Origin of the sequence: Parafrankia sp. EAN1pec (genome assembly GCF_000018005.1) — a bacterium.
GTDB lineage: Bacteria > Actinomycetota > Actinomycetes > Frankiales > Frankiaceae > Parafrankia > Parafrankia soli.
In genome coordinates this window covers 2,572,644-2,591,846 of record NC_009921.1, presented here as the reverse complement: position 1 = coordinate 2,591,846, position 19,203 = coordinate 2,572,644, and the positions used below count along the sequence as shown (strand labels likewise).

General features: G+C 62.8%; 16 protein-coding genes and 1 pseudogene. 12 read left to right on the top strand and 5 right to left on the bottom strand.

Annotated elements, in window-relative coordinates; genetic code table 11:
* Positions 1-140: 140 nt before the first annotated feature.
* The 4 genes from FRANEAN1_RS10600 to FRANEAN1_RS10585 are packed head-to-tail and all read left to right on the top strand — an operon-like array spanning position 141 to position 5,881.
* Complete coding sequence (locus FRANEAN1_RS10600) at positions 141-1,694, top strand: glycosyltransferase family 4 protein (RefSeq protein WP_020459762.1); 1,554 nt, start codon at positions 141-143, stop codon at positions 1,692-1,694.
* On the top strand, positions 1,691-2,575 hold the full coding sequence (locus FRANEAN1_RS10595) for an NAD(P)H-binding protein (RefSeq protein WP_020459761.1): 885 nt from the start codon (positions 1,691-1,693) through the stop codon (positions 2,573-2,575). Before FRANEAN1_RS10600 ends, FRANEAN1_RS10595 begins: the two co-directional genes overlap by 4 nt.
* Positions 2,572-4,335 carry a heparinase II/III family protein gene (locus FRANEAN1_RS10590; protein WP_020459760.1) on the top strand — a complete coding sequence of 588 codons (1,764 nt, stop codon included), beginning with the start codon at positions 2,572-2,574 and terminating at the stop codon, positions 4,333-4,335. The genes FRANEAN1_RS10595 and FRANEAN1_RS10590 overlap by 4 nt, the downstream gene beginning before the upstream one ends.
* Positions 4,328-5,881 carry a DUF362 domain-containing protein gene (locus FRANEAN1_RS10585; RefSeq protein ID WP_020459759.1) on the top strand — a complete coding sequence of 518 codons (1,554 nt, stop codon included), beginning with the start codon at positions 4,328-4,330 and terminating at the stop codon, positions 5,879-5,881. Before FRANEAN1_RS10590 ends, FRANEAN1_RS10585 begins: the two co-directional genes overlap by 8 nt.
* A gap of 20 nt (positions 5,882-5,901) precedes the next feature.
* Here FRANEAN1_RS10585 and FRANEAN1_RS43185 read toward each other — a convergent pair whose 3' ends face one another.
* Positions 5,902-6,081 carry a hypothetical protein gene (locus tag FRANEAN1_RS43185; protein WP_347177071.1) on the bottom strand — a complete coding sequence of 60 codons (180 nt, stop codon included), beginning with the start codon at positions 6,079-6,081 and terminating at the stop codon, positions 5,902-5,904.
* A 279-nt stretch (positions 6,082-6,360) separates the two neighbouring features.
* Between FRANEAN1_RS43185 and FRANEAN1_RS10580 the strand changes: the two genes are divergently transcribed.
* The 8 genes and pseudogenes from FRANEAN1_RS10580 (at position 6,361) to FRANEAN1_RS38405 (ending at position 14,700) form a co-directional block, all read left to right on the top strand.
* The gene (locus FRANEAN1_RS10580; protein WP_347177070.1) at positions 6,361-7,257 is read left to right on the top strand and encodes a hypothetical protein; all 897 of its coding nucleotides are present in this window, start codon (positions 6,361-6,363) and stop codon (positions 7,255-7,257) included.
* Positions 7,254-8,537, top strand: a complete 1,284-nt coding sequence (locus FRANEAN1_RS38420; protein WP_020459757.1) for a glycosyltransferase — start codon at positions 7,254-7,256, stop codon at positions 8,535-8,537. Before FRANEAN1_RS10580 ends, FRANEAN1_RS38420 begins: the two co-directional genes overlap by 4 nt.
* Positions 8,538-8,573: 36 nt before the next feature.
* Complete coding sequence (locus FRANEAN1_RS10570) at positions 8,574-9,281, top strand: class I SAM-dependent methyltransferase (RefSeq protein WP_020459756.1); 708 nt, start codon at positions 8,574-8,576, stop codon at positions 9,279-9,281.
* 187 nt (positions 9,282-9,468) lie between these two features.
* Positions 9,469-9,827, top strand: a pseudogene (locus FRANEAN1_RS10565) (transposase); the annotation flags it as partial.
* A 507-nt stretch (positions 9,828-10,334) separates the two neighbouring features.
* Positions 10,335-10,928, top strand: coding sequence for a class I SAM-dependent methyltransferase (locus tag FRANEAN1_RS40815; RefSeq protein ID WP_198145485.1), 594 nt, complete (start codon positions 10,335-10,337; stop codon positions 10,926-10,928).
* Positions 10,929-11,473: 545 nt separating this feature from the next.
* Complete coding sequence (locus tag FRANEAN1_RS38415) at positions 11,474-12,439, top strand: glycosyltransferase family 4 protein (RefSeq protein ID WP_198145484.1); 966 nt, start codon at positions 11,474-11,476, stop codon at positions 12,437-12,439.
* A 50-nt stretch (positions 12,440-12,489) separates the two neighbouring features.
* Positions 12,490-13,671 (top strand): glycosyltransferase, encoded by a 1,182-nt coding sequence (locus FRANEAN1_RS38410; RefSeq protein WP_020459751.1) that lies wholly within the window; start codon positions 12,490-12,492, stop codon positions 13,669-13,671.
* A 267-nt stretch (positions 13,672-13,938) separates the two neighbouring features.
* Positions 13,939-14,700: a class I SAM-dependent methyltransferase gene (locus FRANEAN1_RS38405; protein WP_083788196.1), complete on the top strand. Its 762-nt coding sequence runs from the start codon at positions 13,939-13,941 to the stop codon at positions 14,698-14,700.
* A 436-nt stretch (positions 14,701-15,136) separates the two neighbouring features.
* On the opposite strand, the gene FRANEAN1_RS43180 is transcribed toward FRANEAN1_RS38405, so the two are convergent.
* The 4 genes from FRANEAN1_RS43180 to FRANEAN1_RS10540 all read right to left on the bottom strand — a co-directional run bounded on the left by FRANEAN1_RS43180 (position 15,137) and on the right by FRANEAN1_RS10540 (position 19,111).
* Positions 15,137-15,529 (bottom strand): group II intron maturase-specific domain-containing protein, encoded by a 393-nt coding sequence (locus FRANEAN1_RS43180; RefSeq protein ID WP_347177069.1) that lies wholly within the window; start codon positions 15,527-15,529, stop codon positions 15,137-15,139.
* Complete coding sequence (locus tag FRANEAN1_RS10550) at positions 15,526-16,482, bottom strand: IS4 family transposase (RefSeq protein ID WP_020459747.1); 957 nt, start codon at positions 16,480-16,482, stop codon at positions 15,526-15,528. Before FRANEAN1_RS10550 ends, FRANEAN1_RS43180 begins: the two co-directional genes overlap by 4 nt.
* Before the next feature lie 129 nt (positions 16,483-16,611).
* Positions 16,612-17,991 (bottom strand): oligosaccharide flippase family protein, encoded by a 1,380-nt coding sequence (locus tag FRANEAN1_RS10545; RefSeq protein ID WP_083788195.1) that lies wholly within the window; start codon positions 17,989-17,991, stop codon positions 16,612-16,614.
* Between the two features lie 82 nt (positions 17,992-18,073).
* Positions 18,074-19,111 (bottom strand): hypothetical protein, encoded by a 1,038-nt coding sequence (locus tag FRANEAN1_RS10540; RefSeq protein WP_041253977.1) that lies wholly within the window; start codon positions 19,109-19,111, stop codon positions 18,074-18,076.
* Positions 19,112-19,203: the final 92 nt, after the last annotated feature.

Sequence of the window (19,203 nt, the reverse complement as noted above, 5' to 3'; positions counted from 1 at the left end):
AAATACAGCACTCGACGGCAACACACCGAGCCGACACCACCCCCATCACTACATTTTGAATACAATCGATTACTCGGAGAATTTGGCCTGGGTCGAGACAGTCCCGCGACCCCGCGCCACACCGTCGAGGAGGTCATCGGGTGCCAGACGACTCCCGCCCATCGCCCGTCGCCCCGGCGCGGCCATGGCCGTCCACGACCAGGTCGGCGCCAACGCCGTCGCGGCAGGTCAGCAGCGGCCCCCCCAGTGGATGGCCACGCATCCTGCTCGTGACGCACTATTTCCCCCCCGAGGTCGGGGCACCGCAGGCCCGGCTCTCGGAGACGGCGCGGGCCTGGGCACAGGCCGGCGCGGATGTCACCGTGCTGACCGGCATGCCCAACCATCCGACCGGCATCGTGCCACCGTCCTACCGCGGCGCGGCCCGGCGAGTGGAGCACAGCGACGGCTACCGGATAGTGCGGACCTGGCTTTATGCGACCCCGAACGAAGGCGTGCTGCGCAAAACGATCGGCCACATCTCTTTCACACTCAGCTCGGTACTGCTGGGCGGCCGGCTCGCCGGGCCGGCTGACGTCGTCGTCGTCTCCTCGCCCACGTTCTTCCCCCTGGGCTCGGCGTGGTGGCTGGCCCGCCGATGGCGGGCCCGGCTAGTCGTCGAGGTACGGGACCTGTGGCCGGCGATCTTCACTCAGCTCGGAGTGATCAAGAACCGCCGCGTCATCGCCGCGCTGGAACGACTGGAGCTGGCCGCATACCGGGCCGCGGACGCGGTTGTCACCGTAACCGACGGATTCCGGGACGACATCGTGCGCCGCGGCATCCCGGCGGAAAAAGTACACGTCATTCCCAACGGCGTGGACCTCGACCGCTTCCAGCCGGGCGAACCGGCATCCGCCGAGGTACGGGCGAGGCTGGGAGCCGGCCCGGACGACATTCTCGTGCTGTACGTCGGCGCACACGGCATCTCGCAGGGGCTCACCTCGATCGCGGACGCCGCGGCCCGACTGGCCGAGAAGGCTCCGGCGATCCGATTCGCCTTCGTAGGCGAGGGAGCCGACAAGCAGCGGCTGACCGACCATGTCGGGCAGCTCGGCCTGACAAACACCACCCTGGCGCCGGCGGTCCCTCGCGCGGACATGGCCACGCTTCTCGCCTCCGCCGACATCTGCCTGGTCCCGCTGCGGGACGTGCCGTTGTTCGACACCTTCATCCCGTCGAAGATGTTCGAGCTGCTGGCGGCGGGGCGCCCGGTGATCGGCTCGGTGCGCGGCGAGGCGGCCCGCATACTCGCCGAGGCCGGCGCGGTCGTGGTGCCTCCTGAAGACCCTGACGCGCTCGCCGAGGCAGTGTTGGATGCGGCAACCGATCCGGGGCGGGACGTCGACATGGGCCGCACGGCCCGTCAGTACGTCGCACAACACTTTGACCGGTCGATGCTGGCCCAGCGCTACCACGACCTGCTCCTGGGACTCCTGACCGGGCGGCCGGGCGACGCGGTGTCCAGGGATGAGGCGGCCCTGGGCCCAGGGTCGCCGCGAGACCAGGGGGCGCGCAACGAACCGGGTCAGGAGCGCGTGGTCGCTCCGATGCCGCCGTTGGAGGAGCAGTCACCGGTTCCCAGTCCCCGCCCCGCTCGCCCCGGACCGACGGACCCACATCTCGCGATCGACACCCGAGGGAGATCGGCATGAGGTTGCTCGTCACGGGCGGAAGCGGATTCCTCGGCTCCCGCGTCGTGGGTCGAGCCGTGAAAGACGGCCACCAGGTGATCGGTCTTGCCCGCGGAACCGATGCTGCCGGCCGGTTGACCGCGCTCGGCGCCGAGGTTGTTCGAGGCGACCTGGACATCGCAACATCCACTCGGGAGGCATTCTCCGCGGCGAAGGCCGATGCGCTACTCAACATCGCGTCACTGGGCTTCGGACACGCCGACACAATCGTGACCGCGGCCGCCGAGGCCGGCATCGCACGAGCCGTCTTCGTCTCCACGACCGGAATCTTCACCACCCTGGACCCGCCGTCGAAGCGGACGCGGCTGGCCGCCGAGGACAGCATTCGCGGCAGTGGCCTGGACTGGACGATCATCCGCCCGACGATGATCTACGGCGGTTCGGACGACCGCAACATGGCTCGTCTGCTCGCGCTGCTGCGGCGGTCCCCGGTGCTGCTGGTGCCCGGCGGCCGTCACCTGCACCAGCCGGTGCACGTCGACGACCTCGCCGATCTGGTGCTGCGTGCGGTCAACGCCGATGTGGCGGTCGGCCGCGCATACACCGCCGCGGGACCGTCTCCGATGACCCTTCGGGACGTGATCGCCCAGGCCGGCGCCGCGGTGGGCCGGCGACCGCGCTGTGTGCCCGTCCCGGTCGGGCCGGTGCTCACACTCGCGGGAGTCTACGAACGTCGATCGGCCCGGCCGCGACTCAAGCGCGAACAGATCCTGCGCCTTACTGAGGACAAGGCGTTCCCGATCGACGACGCCGTGACAGACCTGGGATTCGCGCCCCGACCGTTCGCCGAGGGTATCCGACAGGCGGCGCGTCCCCGCTTCACCGCACGGCGGATGTCATGATCGACAATGCGGGTCGCTACCTGCGCACCGTCGCGCTGCTTCGACCCGAACAGACGGTTGCCCGCGTCCGGTTGAGGACACAGCGAGCCGCGCCAAATCAGTTTCCGGTGGTCTCGGAACGAATGCTCGCGCTCGCCGCGCGGCAGTGGACACGCCCGCTTGGCGGGGCCGGGTGGCCAGCCGAGTTTCTTCCGTTTGACGCAGGGCTGGACGACGTCTGGCCGCCGGCCGATGAGCTCGCTGCCGGGCGTTTCACGCTTCTGGGCCACAGTCGGGATCTCGGCGAGCCGGCCGACTGGATCCAACGCAACTCGCCTACGCTGTGGCGGTACCACCTGCATTACTGGGACTGGGCGTGGTCTCTGGCACTGCATCCTGAGCGCCGATGGGCGAGCGGGATCTTCCGTGCGCTATACCGGTCCTGGCGGGAGAGTACCTCCCCCGGACGGGGCGACGCCTGGGCACCCTATGTGGTCTCGCTGCGGATCTGGTCCTGGTGCGGACTTGTCGACCGGCTGTCCGGCGACACCGCGACAGCCTCCGCGATCTGGACCGATCTTGCCCAGCACATGGTCTTTCTGCGACTGCACTTGGAGACCGACGTCGGCGGCAACCACTTGGTCAAGAACCTCAAGGCCCTGCTGGGTGCCGCCGTCGCCTTCCACGATCCCCAGGCCGTGGACCGCTGGACCGGGCGGCTCGTCGACGAGGTCGAACGCCAGATCCTGCCTGACGGGGGCCATACCGAACGCGCGCCCGCCTACCACTGTCAGGTACTCGCCGACCTCGACGACGTGGCCGGTCTGCTCGGCGCCGCGGGGCTGCATGTACCCGACGAGATCATCGATGCGCGATACCGGATGCGGGCCTGGCTCGGCAGCGTGTTGTCACCTGATGGCGCTGTTCCACTTCTGAACGACGGCTACCCGGTTCCTACCACTGCAGTGACCGTGCTTTGCCCCAGTCTCCCTGGTGAGGAGCCGGAGGCGGACAGGATCAAAGGTCCGGACGACGTTCGGGAGCAGGGGGTCGGGCTCACGCTGCTACCCTCATCCGGCCTGGCCGTGCTGCGCGCCGATCGGTGGCGGGTACTGGCAGACATCGGGCTTCCCTGCCCGGACGACCTCCCGGCGCATGCCCATGCGGACACGCTCTCCTTCCTCCTCTGGCACGATGGCTGGCCGCTACTCGTCGAGGTCGGAACATCGACATACGCCCTTGGGGCAGTCCGGGCCGCCGAACGATCCACCTCGGCGCACAACACCGTCGTCATCGACGGACACGACTCCACAGAGGTATGGGGCGCCTTCCGCGCCGGACGCCGGGCCCGGGTCGTTCTCGGGCCGGTCCGCTGCGATGACGCTGGCGGCAGGCTGGACCTGACCGCATCGCACGACGGCTACCGCTGGCTGCCTGGACGGCCCATGCATGCCAGGGCCTGGACGCTGGACGGCAAGGGACTTCAGATCACCGATCGGGTCACCGGTGCCGGCGAGCATCAGATCGAAATCCTCTTCCATCTCGCGGCCGGCTGGCGGGCCCGGCCGGGGCGTCACGGACTGACGATCGAGCACCACCGGGGAGTCGGTCCGTTCCGCCTGGTCGCGGTCGGGCCCGGCACCTGGCACACCCGTGAGGGCCAAGTGGCGACCGGTTGGCAGCGGACCACGCCGGCGACGGTCGTTGCTTACTGTCTGAATGCACGGCTGCCGGTCGAGGTTCACACCCAGATAGCCGTAGGGACGGCCGACAATGACTGAACGCCAGGAAATAGACCGTGGAGTGCCGTACAACATCCGAGACAAAACCCATCAGGTGGCTTTTACCCGCACCGCGGCCGCGGCCTACCCATCGAACGCCCCTTTCTCTCCGGACACGTCCTATCCGGAGTACGACCTGGGCCACGTCAACGACGAACCTAATCCGGTGTACGCTGCCGTGCGCACGGTGCTCCGCCTGGCCGGGCTCGATCCGACGGCGGTCGACACGTCCTCCTGGAACCCACTCGGCGATCTGGTCGCCTCAGGTGGCACCGTGGTGGTCAAACCCAACCTCGTACGCGAATCCCATCCCCGGGCTTCCGCAGGATGGAAGTGGGTGCTCACCCACGGCTCCGTGATTCGGGCAGTAGCCGACTACGCTTTCCTGGCGGTAGGCCGGTCAGGACGGGTCGTCGTGGCGGACGCACCCCAGACCGATTCGTCATTTGCCGCGATTTCCACCGTTCTCGGGCTCGACCAGTTGAGCCGGTTCTATCTGGACCGCGGATTGCAGTTCGAGCTCGTCGACCTGCGCCAGGAGGAATGGACAACGCGTGGCGACGTCGTCGTGGCGCGCCACCGACTCACCGGGGACCCAGCTGGTGCCGTCGCCTTCGACCTCGGACACTCGAGCGAGTTCGTCGATCACGGAGGATCGGGCCGCTACTACGGTGCCGACTACGACTCACGGGTGGTCAATGAACACCATTCCGGAGGCCGCCACGAGTACCTGCTCTCCGGGACGGTTATGAACGCAGATCTCATCATCAACATACCCAAGCTTAAAAGCCACAAGAAAGCCGGGATCACACTCGGCATGAAGAACCTGGTCGGTGTGAACGCGGACAAGAACTGGTTGCCTCATCATACTGAAGGCTGGCCCGGAAACAACGGCGACGAGCATCCTCGAGCCGACACGCGACACCGCATTGAACGGAAGGCCGTGGCGGGCCTACGTCGAGCCGCGCTGGCCTGGCCTCGAGTCGGCGGACATGTCATGCGTCTCGCCCGGCAGGGCGGCACACATGTCTTCGGTGACGGCGACACGGCCATCCGCAGTGGCAACTGGTGGGGCAACGACACGGTCTGGCGAATGTCCCTCGACCTCAACAAGATCGTCATGTACGGCCGGGCGGACGGAACGCTCTCCTCTCAGCCCACCGCACGCCGTCATGTGGTGCTGGTGGACGGTGTCATTGCGGGACACCGAAACGGACCGCTGAACCCCGACGCGATCCCTGGTCGGCTTTTGGCCTTCGGGCGCACGCCGGCCGCAGTGGACGCCGCCACCACCTACCTGTTCGGCTTCGATCCGGACCGGATTCCGACTGTTCGACAGGCTTTCATATGCCGCCACCTCCCCCTGGCAGCAGGGGACTGGCGCGACATCGAACTGGTCGGAGACGACGAGAATTGGTGTGGTCCGCTCAGTTCCCTGGCCGCGGGGGTGACCTTGCTCGCCGAGCCGCACTTCGCGTGGAAGGGCCGGGTGGAACTCGTTCCAGCCCACGATCATGCGGGAAACCCACGGGTAGGTACGACATGACGGGCTCGAGGCTGTTCCGGTCACGCACGGCCGCCGCCGCGTTCACCGCGGCCTGCCGGAGCCCTCTCGTCGAGACACACACACGCACTCTCAGCCGCCTCGAGCGTGCCGAGCCAGCTGAGATCCACCAGTGGCAACAACAGCGTCTGCGTCGATTCATCGACCGCTGGGCACGATCGATCGACTATTATCAGCAGCATCCGGAGTACCTTCACTGGAACTATGGCCCGCCACCCGTTCTCACGAAGGAGGACGTCCGCCGAGCAGCGTCCTCCTTCGTTCATCCCCACGTGCCGGCACGCCAAGTCACCACGGGCGGGACCGGAGGACGGCCACTGGACCTGCGCGTCTCATACACCTCGTTCTTTACCGAGTGGGCGCATATCGCCCACGTGTGGGGACGAGCTGGGGTCCGACTCACGGACCCAAAAATCACGTTTCGTGGCGGTAGCCTGGGCGAAGGTTTCGCGGGGCGACCGATGGTGTTCCAGCGGACCTACAACCACCTGCTCGTCTCGCCTTTCCATCTGTCGGACCGCATCTTCACCGAACTCATTGGCCAGATCCGCGAGCTACGTCCCGTTGCAATCTGGGGGTACCCCTCCGCGATCACTCCCTTCGCCCGCTGGGTAGCACGCACCGGCCCGCATCCGGAGCTGAGCCGGATCCGTGCCGTGCTGCTGGCCAGCGAGGGGACATTCGACTGGCAGCTCGAGCTGTTTCGTGAGGTGTTCGGGGCGACACCCATCCGCTGGTACGGGCAGAGCGAGAAGGTGGCTTTCGGTGGCGAGTGCCCTATGCTGCCCGGCCACTATCACCTGGCTCCCACCTACGGCGTAGTCGAGGTAGTCGACGAGCGGGTGATTGGCAGCGGGATGACCAACGCGGCTATGCCGCTGCTGCGGTACGACACTGAGGACAGCGGCGTTCTCGCACCGGCGGGGCCGGGTGTACGGCGTTGCCGCTGCGGGTCCCCCTTTGACGTGCTACGGGAACTCGCGGGCCGATGGGACCAGTCACTGGTGTACGGCCGGGAAGACGAACCTATCTCGTCGGCGGCACTCAACTTCCACGACGAGGTATTCGCACGTTTTGACCGGTTCCAGTTCCGTCAGGAACGCCGCGGTGAAGTTCAGCTACGGGTGACGACCGCAGACAAAGCCCCGCGGGCCAGCGATCTAGAGAAGGCTCGCCAGGTTCTCCAGGCTCGGGTAGGCGACCGCCTGCACGTCTCGGTCGTATCAGTGCCGGGTGACGACCTGCTGACCAGACGCGGGAAGACCATGGCGATTGATCAGCGCTATCAACCGGGGAACGACTACCCCGCACCATCGGCGCCAAAATCGACGGAACGGCGGACGGAGGCTTCTGCATGAGGATCCTGTTCGTCGCAGACTGGCGCAGCATCATCGCCCGGCAGTGGGTGCTAGGCATCTGCTCACTCGGACATGAATGCCATGTCGTGTCTTCCTTCCCGACCGAAGCGGGTGACGATCCGGTATGTATCGACGAGATTCCGATCGCGCTGGCATCGCTAGCCGGCGCTATCTCTCGCAGACACAGGACGCTTCCCTCAAGCGGACCGGGCACCAACAGTGATCCGGGCGCAGACGGCCAACCCGTGCCACCCACGCGCGACCTGCGCCGGTCCTCCAGCCGCCGGAGCGGCCGGCCTTCGTCGCTCGCCATAGAGCAAATGCGGACTTCGGTGCATCGGCATGTGGCACCGCGCGATCTAGTACGTCACCTTCCAGCTGCCCAAAAGGTCGTCCATGCCTTTCAGCCGCAGGTTGTACATGCCCTGCGTATTCCTTTTGAAGCGATGTTCGGTACGCTGCTGGCAGGCGGGCATCGGACCGTCGTCTCGATCTGGGGAAATGACCTGACCCTGCACGCGCCGACGACCAAACTGATGCGGCGGCACACGTGGCGGACCCTCACCAAGGCCGACGGACTCATCTCGGACTGCGTACGGGACATCAACCTGTCCCGGTCCTGGGGATACCCGGCCGGGCGGCCGACCGTTGTTCTCCCCGGCAACGGCGGCATCTCGGTACCCACTAACGTCAGAGATCTTGGTACACGCACCCGGAGCGAGATGGGGTTGGCACCGGAGACACCAGTGGTGTTCAGCCCACGAGGTCCACGCGTGTATCTACGCCTTGCCAACTTCATACACGCGCTTCCTAGCATCCTCCGGGCGGACCCGAGGGTGGTCTTCGTCTTCGCGGACTGCACGCATAACAGGCTTCGCGATCTGGCGAGGGACCTCGGGGTGGAGAAGAGCTGCCGGTTCCTTTCCCACCAGTCCGCAGACCGGATGCTCGAGCTTTTCGGCGCCGCAGATGTGTTTGTCTCCCCGAGCGTCCACGACGGAACACCGAACACCCTGATCGAAGGGATGTCGGCTGCTTGCTTCCCAGTAGCTGGCGACACGGCATCCATCCGCGAGTGGATTGTACCTGGAGAGAACGGCCTGCTCTGCGATCCGGAAAGTTCGGCAGACATCGCGGCGAAGGTCGTTTCCGCGCTGGCGGACCGCGCCCTCCGTAAACGGGCGACCGAACAGAACAGAACCCTTGTAACCATGCGCGCCGGTCGGGCCACCACCCTGCAGAGCGCCGATGAATTTTATCACCAGATTGCCGGGCTCTGACCCACCGGATCAGGTCGATCGTAGAGGGGCAGCCACATGATTCACCAGAATAGTTTGTATACCGACCAAAGATATATCAGAAGCAATCCTGACTGGCATGACGGCGATGGAGCCTGGAAGGCGCTCCAGATAGCAGAGATCATGTCCCGTAACCACCTTCGACCAGATACTGTCTGCGATGTCGGATGCGGAACCGGCCGGGTGCTACATACGTTGCAAGAACAGGTTCCCGGAATTCGCCGCCTGGTTGGTTTTGAGATCTCCGAAGCGCCGCTGCGGATCAGAGAAAGCGAGGGCAACACTGTAGTCGAACTCGTCGTTGGGGACGCCCGTGAGAGTCATGAGCATTTCGACCTTCTTCTGATGGTCGACGTCTTCGAGCATGTCGACGACTATCTGGGATTCCTCCGTGATTTTCGCGACCGGGCCGATAGTTTCATCTTCCACATCCCGCTGGATCTGTCAGTGCAGTCAGTCCTGCGTTCGACGCCGATCATTCGGGCTCGGCAGAGTGTAGGGCACCTGCACTACTTCAGTCGCGAGACTGCGCTCGCCACACTCGCCGACGCCGGCTACCGGGTACGCGAAGAGACGTACACCCGCGGCGGGCTGGAGATAACAGGGACTGGACGAGGCCGAAGAGCTGCGCGGATCCCCCGCGCGATCGCCTACCGGATGAGTCCGGACCTGGCGGCCCGACTCCTCGGCGGGTTCTCGCTACTGGTGCTGGCTGAGCCTGCATGACGTAGCACCGCCGCGCCCACCGCAGATCGCGGTTGTCCGACCTGTCGCTGCGGGCCGGCCATGCCGTCGAGAGCGGCCCGCACCCGCCACGCACATCGGCATTCACTTCAAGCAGTTCTGAGGTGGGCCCCGTTCTTCGGACTGTGATCCCTATAGGGGATAATTGATCCGCGAACGGAGGAGATCAATGAGTCAGTCACGCAGGCTGTTCACACCCGAGCACAAGGACGGGGCGGTGAAACTCGTCATCGATTCGGGCCGTCCAACATCGGCGGTCGCGAAGGATCTCGGTACCAACGAAGGAACGTTGGCGAGCTGGGTCGCTACCTGGCCGCGGGCACACCAAGGCGAAGAAGAACCGTTGTCGATGTCCGAACGGTCCCGGCTCCGCGAACTGGAGAAGGAGAACCGGGAACTCCGGATGGAGCGCGAGTTCCCCTCAAAAGCGACCACCTTCTTCGCGCAACGCCATCAGTGACCGACAAGTACACGCTGATCGCCGCAGATAAGGACAACTACCCCGTATTCAAGATGTGCCAGTGGCTCGCCTTTGCATGCGAGCTACACCTCTTATCAAGATCGTAAATGTCGCTTTACAAACATAGAATAATTCGGTGAACGGACGTTCTCCAGCACGGGCAGGTGCCATCTAGTCACCCTCGGGCAGGCGCCCAACCGCAGAAGGTTACCGCCCCTCTCTACCGGGTCGACAATCACATCCGTCAAGTGCGGGAGCAGAACCCAAAGATCATCAAGACTGAATGTCGCCGATTTTAGACATGCCGGTCTGGCCGGCTGGGACCGGGCCGCCACGTGATCGTCGCTAGAACCGAATTACATGCCGCATCCGTCCCAGGGAACAACGAGATCGCCCACACTTGTATGCGCCAGACGGAACTTCCATGGGTCTCATATCGGAACAATCAGTCCGAACGGATTTCCCGTAGTTCCGACCGAGGACACGCCGGGAATCATGCGGTCTCCGATGGAGAAGTGTACCCATGATATAACCCGCTCATGCGTGCTGTTCGGCATTGGACCCCCCGTTACATAGTGAACCGCGCCTATGGAGAGTTCTACTGCCGGACCAAGCCTGATCGACCCTGGCTCACTCCGCAGGCAAACTCGATCATTGAATCTGCTCTCCGACCGACAGACTGCGGTCTGGAATTTGGTTCTGGCCGTAGCACGGTATGGCTCGCCCGCCGGCTACACCACCTCACCAGCGTCGAGCACAATCCGGCCTGGTACAACGTAATATCCGACAAAATTACCAACGATTGTTTCGGCAACGTGGAATATCTCCTCAGGTCGGAGACGGGTACACCCGGCGGCAACGCCGACAGCGACTACGCCAGAACAGCGCTCCAGTTCGACGACAAATCCCTTGACTTTGTTCTTGTGGATGGGATCTGCCGCGATCACTGTGCCCGCCTCGCGCTGCCGAAGATCCGATCGGGAGGTCTCCTGGTCATCGACAATGTTGAACGCTACCTACCCTCCGATTCACGGTCGCCGAACTCGCGGACCCAAACCCAAGGCGCTGACGGTCCGGTCTGGTCGGAAGTCATGGAAACGCTCAAGACATGGCGGAGGGTCTGGACAAGTTCGGCCGTCTGGGACACGGCAATATTCTTCAAGCCCTAGACGGAACCATTCATCATGCACATCTGCGGCCGCATTATTGTGGCGCTATCATCCACACTTTGCGAATCTATGTGAAAGCAAAATAAACCGGGATCGATGACTGATGCGCCACCCTCCGGGCGGCAGGGTATCCATTGTTTGAAGCGAGCTTTCGGTGATGCGGATAAACGAGCCTTGTTCGCGCTAGGAAAACAACGTTGCCGCGGCATGTACTCAGCACAAAGTCAGGGGTAGTAATGGGCTGGATGGTGTCACAGATCGGCGCGCGAGAGCACTACGCGACGGCTGTCGGGCTTGAGGTTTACTCGACGCTAGACCAACTGTACACCGATGCATGGTGCCGTTTGCCGCTCAGCTCTATTCCGAAACTTCCTGGCCCGATGGTTCGTTACGCCGGACGTGCAGATCGGCGGATCCGATCGGTAAAGAGTTATGAACTACAGCTGGGCCCAAGTCACATTCGGAGTGCTGTCGCGCACCGTTTCTCCCGAAATTACGCGCACGAGCTTCGATGCATAGAAATCGGCAGAAGGTTCGACACGTTGGTGCGTAAGGACCTGCGTAGGCGCCGCTTCGATCCGAATAAGGACGCATTCTTTGGCTACTTCGGTGGCGCGTTGGAAAGCCTTCGATATCTGGGTGACCAGGGAGTCCCCACGATACTCGACCAGACTGGATGTGGACGGTCCTACTACGAAGAGGTTGCAGCAGAAAGGCTCCTTTGGCCGGAATGGGAAGGGCGCCCTCCGACGATACACGAGGCGTATTTCGACCGAGCCCACGATGAATGGAAAGCCGCCTCCGCGGTGGTGGTTAACTCCAACTGGGCCCGAAAATCTGCGCTGAAAGAAGGGTGCTCGCCCGACAAGATATTCGTGCTTCCTCTGGCCTACGATGCGCCGAGTCTGAAGGTTGGTGCGCGGCCACCACGTCCACACGGTCGACTCAAGGTAATGTGGCTCGGTCGCGTTATTTTGTCCAAGGGTATCCAATATCTACTGCTGGCAGCACAGCTACTTCCCGAGGTCGACTTTATCGTTGCGGGACAGATCGGGGTAGATGCCAACGTCCTACGAAAGGCAACGCCGAGTAACGTGAAGTTCCTCGGCCCGATCCCGCGCTCCCATGCAGCGGAGTTTCTGACCTCGGGTGACCTGTTCGTTCTTCCAACTCTATCCGACAGCTTCGCGTTGACTCAGCTGGAAGCCATGTCGGCAGGCCTTCCCGTTATTACCACCGATCGTTGTGGAGATGTCGTGACCGATGGTCAGAACGGTTATATAGTGCCAGTTCGTGATCCTTATGCTATTGCGAATGCTGTGGCACGGCTCGATTGCGACCGAAATATGCTCAAGGAATTTTCTCGTCTTGCGGTGATCCGCGCCAGGCAACTGTCCCTGACGAAGTACGTGGAGAACCTGGAGACTATTCGGCGAGGCATCTGCCCCGCGCCCGCGATGCGCGACGGCAGTCGCGGATCAGATCCATTCCAGGCTGCCACCGTCTGGTAGGCGAAGGTGGCAGCCCACCCATCCCTTCTTCTACTTGACCGGAGATATTCATGCCGCACTTGGGAAAGCTCTCCGCCGGTATATCTGATCTCCGAGTCGGAGTGGTTGCCGAGTGCTTTCCCGTCTATCGCGCCGCAGTCCTCGCCGAGCTCCTGCGAATTCCAGACATCAAGTATTATTTCCTGGGTGGCACCGAACCAATCCTGCCTGGGTACCGGACCCACATCCCGGGCCGTCCGGAGGACTTTATTCGGCTCCGTACGAGGAGGATCGGCCCCATCCGATGGCAGCAGGGGTTGCTCCGAGAGATCGTGGCGAGACGGTTCGACGTACTCATCATTACTGGCGACTGGGCGTTCATCTCGACCTGGCTCGGTGCGATAGTTGCTCGTCTGCTGGGACTGCCGGTGCTGTTCTGGACCCATGGTTGGGCTCGTCCTGAGCGAGGGCTCCGGCTTCTCGTCCGGCGCTGCTTCTATCGGTGCGCAACCGGCCTTCTGCTGTACAGCGAGTACGGCCGTCGCTTGGCGGAGTCCTACGGGCTTCCCGCCAATCGGCTATTCGTCGTGCATAACAGCCTGGACCTACCAGCCCAAGATGCTGCCGCACAGTCTATCGAGCCCTCGTCGGTCAAAGCAGTGCTCGAAAGGTTTCCGGACCCAAGTCTTCCACTTGTTGTTTCGAGCTTTCGGCTTGTCTCTGATCGAGCAGTGGACGAATGTATCTCTGCTGTTGCGTGGCTGGGCCGCACCGGGTTCCCGGTCAACTACCTTATCGTCGGAGATGGTCCAGATCTTCCCCGGCTGCAGGCTGTGGCGGTCGAGTCAGGGGCTGCAGTTTCCTTCTTCGGACCCTGCTATGACGAAGCTACGCTGGCCAAGGTTTATGCCGCTGCGGACGTGTCGGTAGCGCCCCGAATGGTTGGGCTGTCCGCTCTCCAGAGTCTGGCGTATGGGACCATGATGGTGACCTGTGATGACATCACCCTACAGACTCCTGAATGGGAGGTCCTGGAGGACGGTGTCACTGCGGTGCTCTATACCGCCGGCGATGTATCGGCACTGGCGAGGGCGATGCGAAAAGTGATCGCTCTGTCGCGGTCCGGCGAGATTGACGAGAATCGGCTACGGAAACGCCTGGCTGAGTCATACAACCCGGCCGAACATGCACGTCGAATAAACGCGGCTGTACTGGCTGCGGCCCAGGGTCGGGCTGAGGCCGGTGGTAGCTGACGCGGGAGGACGATCTTTGTTTTCCATCCGGTGCTGGTCGACTGGTGCCGGGCGGAGGCAGTAACGCGCCGAACGACATCGCGTTTAGCGAACAACTCCTCGCACATGTCTCGCTGGACGGAGGCTCCGTGTCAGTCATTCAACTCGATGATTCATTGCCCCCAGCGCGGCGTGACAATGCGCGCCATTCATCGCCCAGGTTGGAGACTTCGGCGATGAGTGGCGCTGCGCCATCCAGGACAGCTCATACTTTCGAGAAGGATCAGGATGAACCAGGCGCAACGTGTAGCAGAAATTTCTCAGCGTCGGTACTATGCGGCAACCGCCGACCGGTATGACGCCGATCACGTACACCCACATGATGCGCACTTCGTTGCGCTCTCTCATATGTCAGGTCTGGCATCCGGACTTGAGTTGACCTCGGTCCTGGATGTTGGGAGCGGAACCGGCCGGGCGGCGGTCTACCTCAAGCGCCGTCACCCGCAGATGCAGGTTATCGGGTTGGAACCCGTGATCGACCTGCTGCGTAACTCCGACAGGAGCGTGGGTGCGAATTTTGTTTGTGGAAGTGGAAGCAGCCTTCCATTCCCCGACGACAGCTTTGATGCCGTCTGCGCTACGGGGCTACTGCATCATGTGCCCGTACCGTCCATCGTCGTTAACGAGATGACCCGAGTCGCTAGACGTGTAGTAATGATTTCAGATGCGAACCGCTTCGGTCAAGGTAGGCCCGTCGCCAGGTTGGCCAAGCTGGCGATCTCGCGTCTTGGATTCTGGCCGATCTACATGACAATCCGCACCGGGGGCAAAGGATATCAGTACTCTGAGGGGGATGGAATATTCTACTCGTACAGTATCTATGATAGTGCACCTACGCTCGACAAATGGGCTGACCGAACATTCATCATACCGACATCTACTTGCCTGAGAGGTGGTTACAAGCCGCTTCTGTCTGCGCCAGGGGCCCTGTTGGTTGCGATCCGCGACCAACCCCCGGTAGCGTCGGCCCTACCCGTCAAGATGGGATGAGACAGGCGGTGCCTATCATCTTGTGACCAGGGCGGGTTGAGGAGACGAGGATCGTGGTGGTGTCGGTGACGGCCGGGCGGGGCCTGGTCGATGATGGCAGGGTGGAAGATCGTGAGGATGGCCGGTCGCGGCCGGATCCAGAGGTCGAGCCGAAGGCGCCGCGGTGGTCGTTCTCGGCGGCGTACAAGCAGTGCACGACCGGGAGAGTCGGCGGCGGGAATCTCACCCGCCGCCGCTCGCAGAACCGGACATGAACCTCTCGACTTATCCGGCTCCCATTGCTCAGCCGTTAGGGGTAGGCGCCGAACCGCCAGTGCGCGAACAGTGCTGGCTCCTGGCGCGCGATCCGCCGCAACCACTGCCGCGCCCGACGTTCCCGGCGTTTCAACCGTCTGTATTTCCGTGTGGCCCACTGCACCAGCTTCGTGTTCAGCTGCTAAAAGAGCGGATACAACATGGACTTGTAGAAGCGTCCAAAGTAGTTGATCCAACCCTGCACGATGCGGTTGAACGCGCGCGCCAGGTCCTGAAGCGACTTGTCGCTGCGCCGCGGAATGTGCCAAGAATGTATCTCCCGACTCATCCGCCTGACCGCTTCCCTGCTGACCACGGGGGTGAAGTTCACGAAGTGCTTCCCCCACCGATTACGGGACAGCCGTGGCCGAAACGTGTACCCAAGGAACGTGAACGACGTGACCTCATGGTTGCCACGCCGGTCGACGTCCTTGCAGTACACGATGCGGGTCTTGTCCGGGTGTAGCTCCATCCCGAATTCCGCCAGCCGCGCAGCGACCGCATCGCGCACCCGCACCGCCTCTTCGAGAGTCACGCAGTACGCCACGCTGTCGTCGCAATACCTTTCGACCGGGACCGCACGCCGCTGCCGTCGCGGTTGGTGACCTCGTATTCGATAACCCGGACGGTGGGGCCGGAGGGTGGCTCGACGAGGGTGGATCCGCAGTGTTTCTGGACGGCTCGTCTGCGCCGGACTTTCGGGTCGAGCAGGAAGGACAGGTAGGAGCCGTCGGGGAGGGTTTCGACAACGGGTAGTTCGGGGCCGGCGGGCATGCGGAACAGCAGGTCGGCGCCGGTGGCGGCGGCGTCTTTCCAGAAGAGGAAGCTGTAGAAGCCGCGGTCGGCGATGACGAGCATGCCGGGCTCGAATCTGTCGACTGGTTTTTCGGCGAGGCGGTGCTCGTTGATGTGCCAGGAGTCGAGTTCGGCGGCGACGATCGTGTGGGTTCCGCATTCGCCGAGGCCGACGAGGCGGGCCTGCGGGAAGGGGACGGGTCTTTTTTCGCCGCCAGAGCGGCCGAAGGCCGCGTCGTTGTCGGGGGTGTCGGGGACGTCGAGCACGAAGCCGTCGATCGCCATCAGGCGCCGGCCTCGAAGCCACGCCCCGCGGGTGCCCCGCTGCGCGCAGGGGACCGCGACGCGTTCAAACAGCACCTGCAGGGGCTCGGGTCCCAGCCGGGTGCGGGCCTTACTGATGGCACTGGTCGTCGGAACGTGCCAGTCCTTTGACCAGGATCCCAGGGAACGCAGGCCGTCCACGAGGATCCGCATCACTTCTTCGTAGCTCTCCTCGAAGAACAGACACAGTGCCATCACGTAGTAGACGACCACCCGTGCCGGCAGCAGCCTTGTTCGCTGCTCACGTTTGCCGGTATCAGCGAGCACCTCGTCGACCAGGTCCCGGTCCACCAGTCGGGTCAGTACGCCGATACCGATTCGGTCGGTCAGCCGCCCGCATACCGGGGCGGGACCAGAAGAATCCACCACAACGGGATTCTACCGACCGGGATTTCGACCTGCGCCGCACCGCCGTCGTCCACGGCCTCCACGTCATCGCCCGCCAGAAAAACGATCAGCAAGCAGCCTGACTATCCGACCGGCGCTCTACTCTCGGTGTCACCGTCGTCGATATCGATGCCGTCCATGGCGTCGCGATCGTGGCTGGACGACGAGAGTCGGCCTCAGATTCCTACGAGGCGATTCATCAGGCAGTTGGCTGCCAAAAGCTCTCTGCGCCGGCACCTCGATGGCTGGGTTCTCGGACAGTGGGGGCTTCTGGCCAGCCGCCGCCACACTCCGCAGCAGGGCCGGAACCATCAGCCCGGTGTAGGCGACGACCCCTGCGAGAGACGCGGTCGCAGCGCCCTTCAATCCGATTTTCGGGGTGAGTAGAACGAGCACAACGACCGTGACTGCCAGTTGTGCAATACCAGCCCAGAACTGAATCTTGAAAATCCGCGCCGCGGTAGCGGCCATTCCGAGCACCACCGACAGCAGGGCCACGCCCATTGCGGCGACAAGAATTGTGAACAGCGCGACGTCAGTATATTCAGGACCATAGATCAGTCGAAGGAGCGCCTCGCCGGCGACCAGGCCGAACGCGAGCCCTACCCCGGCGTTCAGGAGTGCTGCAATGATCAGCTTCACTAGTAGTCCACGAAACCTGTCGCGGCTCTCGTTGAACTGATGGGCAAGCCTTGGCATCACAACCTGAACCAAGGCGGCGAAGGTAAGCCCAATAACAGTGATGAATCGCTGCTGAGCCGAGTAAACTCCTACCTCGCGCACCGAGCGCCAGTGTTTCAGTGCGTACACCGGAAGATTTCCGATGATGGACCCGAGGACTGCCGTTCCCGCCAGTGGCAGAGAGATCCTGAAAAGCTTGCGTGCCGCTCTGAGGGAAGCGGCCCCGTCTGACGACTGCAGCTCCTGGGGATATCGCCGCCGAACGACGGCCACCGACCTGATGTCGTAGGAGACAGTGACGACTGCGGACATCGCGGCCCAGGCCACAGTGACCAAAAGCAGGTCGTCAGAGAACCGGAGTGTAACGAAAAGAGCCAAGAACTGGCAGATCCCCTGTGCGGATCTCGACAGCGCCACCCGGCCCATCATTTCATACTTCTGTAGCAATCCATAAATTATGTCGGATATGGAGTCGAACACCTTGGCCAGGGTAACAGCCGCGATCAGTGTCGCATCATACCCAGAATCGCAGGCTACGGCCGCAACGCCGATCACTCCAGCCAGACAGAAGGAAAGACACCAGACCCGCAACATGAGATAGTCACGAAAGGTAAACGTAGAACGCACGTCTGTTGCTATGACAATTCTGAGGTTAAGATTTGCAAATATGATGGGCGGCGACGTGACCGCGAGCGCGAACGCAAACCGTCCGACTGCCGAGCTACCTGCATCCCGGGCGAGTGTAGCGAACATCAGCCACTGGCAGGACTGGAACAGGACGGTACTAAGCGCAACCCAGACGAAGTTCATCCGTATCGAGGGGCGGCCGGATCCGACTCGGTTTTCCGGCGGAGCAGGTCGTGTTCGCCAGGCCAATGTTCGATACCCGGACTCACGCCCAGGTTCTGGCGCGCAGTGTTGAATCGTGCTGGGCCTGGTCCGAGTCTCCGTCCACCCCGCCACCAGCACAACGGTCGTTGAAAGTACGTACGCCGAGCCAGATCCCAAGAACAATGCTGGCGAATGTCTGCAGCATCTGTTCAGTGGCAATCCTGCTCAATAGCTGATACATGACGAACAGCACCGCCGGTCCCAGCAGATAGGTCGCGATACCGATCCCATTGGTCGAGAACTGCGCCCATACCAGTATTCGCACGGCACCGAAGGCCAGTGCCGCACAAAACAAAAACGTCCCCCATCGGCCAAAGTTCAGCGCGCTTTCCAACCAGTAGGCGGCGCTGTACCCTGAATTTTTGTCCAGATAGTCCTGAATAATCAGGACGCTGGGCGGGGTTCTGTTCTCATCACCTACGACAGCTTTTGGAAGCAGTCTGTTCGGGAGCTCGTAGTACGACCTTCCTCCGAGCAGGCCGGGAGTGGCCCCTCGTGCTACCAGAAGCTCCGCACTGCCTACGACGTCGATGCTGTCGACACCGGTCTCGACTAGATCGGGGAACGTACTGGCAGACGATTCTGCTCTCCTGGGAGATCCGGCGTCACCGATGATTCCAAGCGTGAGGAACCCACCGCCCAGTATCACTCCACAGAGTATGAACACCTGCATGGGTCGATAGCGCCGCTTACTCTGGGTCCATGCCGGCACGAACTGAACGATGATCCACCCGATCACGAGCAACATGAATCGGAAGCGCGCACCCGAGCCAAGCGTCACAACCGCCGTGACCACCAAGGCCACGAGTTCAATGGCGGTCGGCGACCGTCGGTAGGATCGGCGCATGCCTGCGATGACCACGACGAAGATGACAGCACTGGTGGGCAGGATGTCAAGAGGACCCAAGCTCGGGCGCGTATCGACTTTGGAGCTGAAGTCGTATTGTCCCGACAGTCTCCAGAAAGAGCCGAGCGGTCGTCCTGCGACGAGGAATGAGGCTAGGAACCCGGCCGCCAGAACAGCGAAGTACTTCGTCACCAACTTCTGATCTACGGTCCGCAGCCTGTCTGGGTTGGATCCTCCTCGCAGCGCAGCCGAACTACCTAGGCTGAACCCGATAAGTGCCACCG

Bases quoted from the DNA above. Each gene is read 5' to 3' on its own strand.
- FRANEAN1_RS10545 (WP_083788195.1), bottom strand. From the start codon at position 17,991: ATGAACTTCGTCTGGGTTGCGCTTAGTACCGTCCTGTTCCAGTCCTGC.
- FRANEAN1_RS10580 (WP_347177070.1), top strand. From the start codon at position 6,361: ATGGTGTTCCAGCGGACCTACAACCACCTGCTCGTCTCGCCTTTCCAT.
- FRANEAN1_RS38405 (WP_083788196.1), top strand. From the start codon at position 13,939: ATGAACCAGGCGCAACGTGTAGCAGAAATTTCTCAGCGTCGGTACTAT.
- FRANEAN1_RS43185 (WP_347177071.1), bottom strand. From the start codon at position 6,081: ATGCTGCTGATAATAGTCGATCGATCGTGCCCAGCGGTCGATGAATCG.
- FRANEAN1_RS38410 (WP_020459751.1), top strand. From the start codon at position 12,490: ATGCCGCACTTGGGAAAGCTCTCCGCCGGTATATCTGATCTCCGAGTC.
- FRANEAN1_RS10595 (WP_020459761.1), top strand. From the start codon at position 1,691: ATGAGGTTGCTCGTCACGGGCGGAAGCGGATTCCTCGGCTCCCGCGTC.
- FRANEAN1_RS10590 (WP_020459760.1), top strand. From the start codon at position 2,572: ATGATCGACAATGCGGGTCGCTACCTGCGCACCGTCGCGCTGCTTCGA.
- FRANEAN1_RS38420 (WP_020459757.1), top strand. From the start codon at position 7,254: ATGAGGATCCTGTTCGTCGCAGACTGGCGCAGCATCATCGCCCGGCAG.
- FRANEAN1_RS10585 (WP_020459759.1), top strand. From the start codon at position 4,328: ATGACTGAACGCCAGGAAATAGACCGTGGAGTGCCGTACAACATCCGA.
- FRANEAN1_RS10570 (WP_020459756.1), top strand. From the start codon at position 8,574: ATGATTCACCAGAATAGTTTGTATACCGACCAAAGATATATCAGAAGC.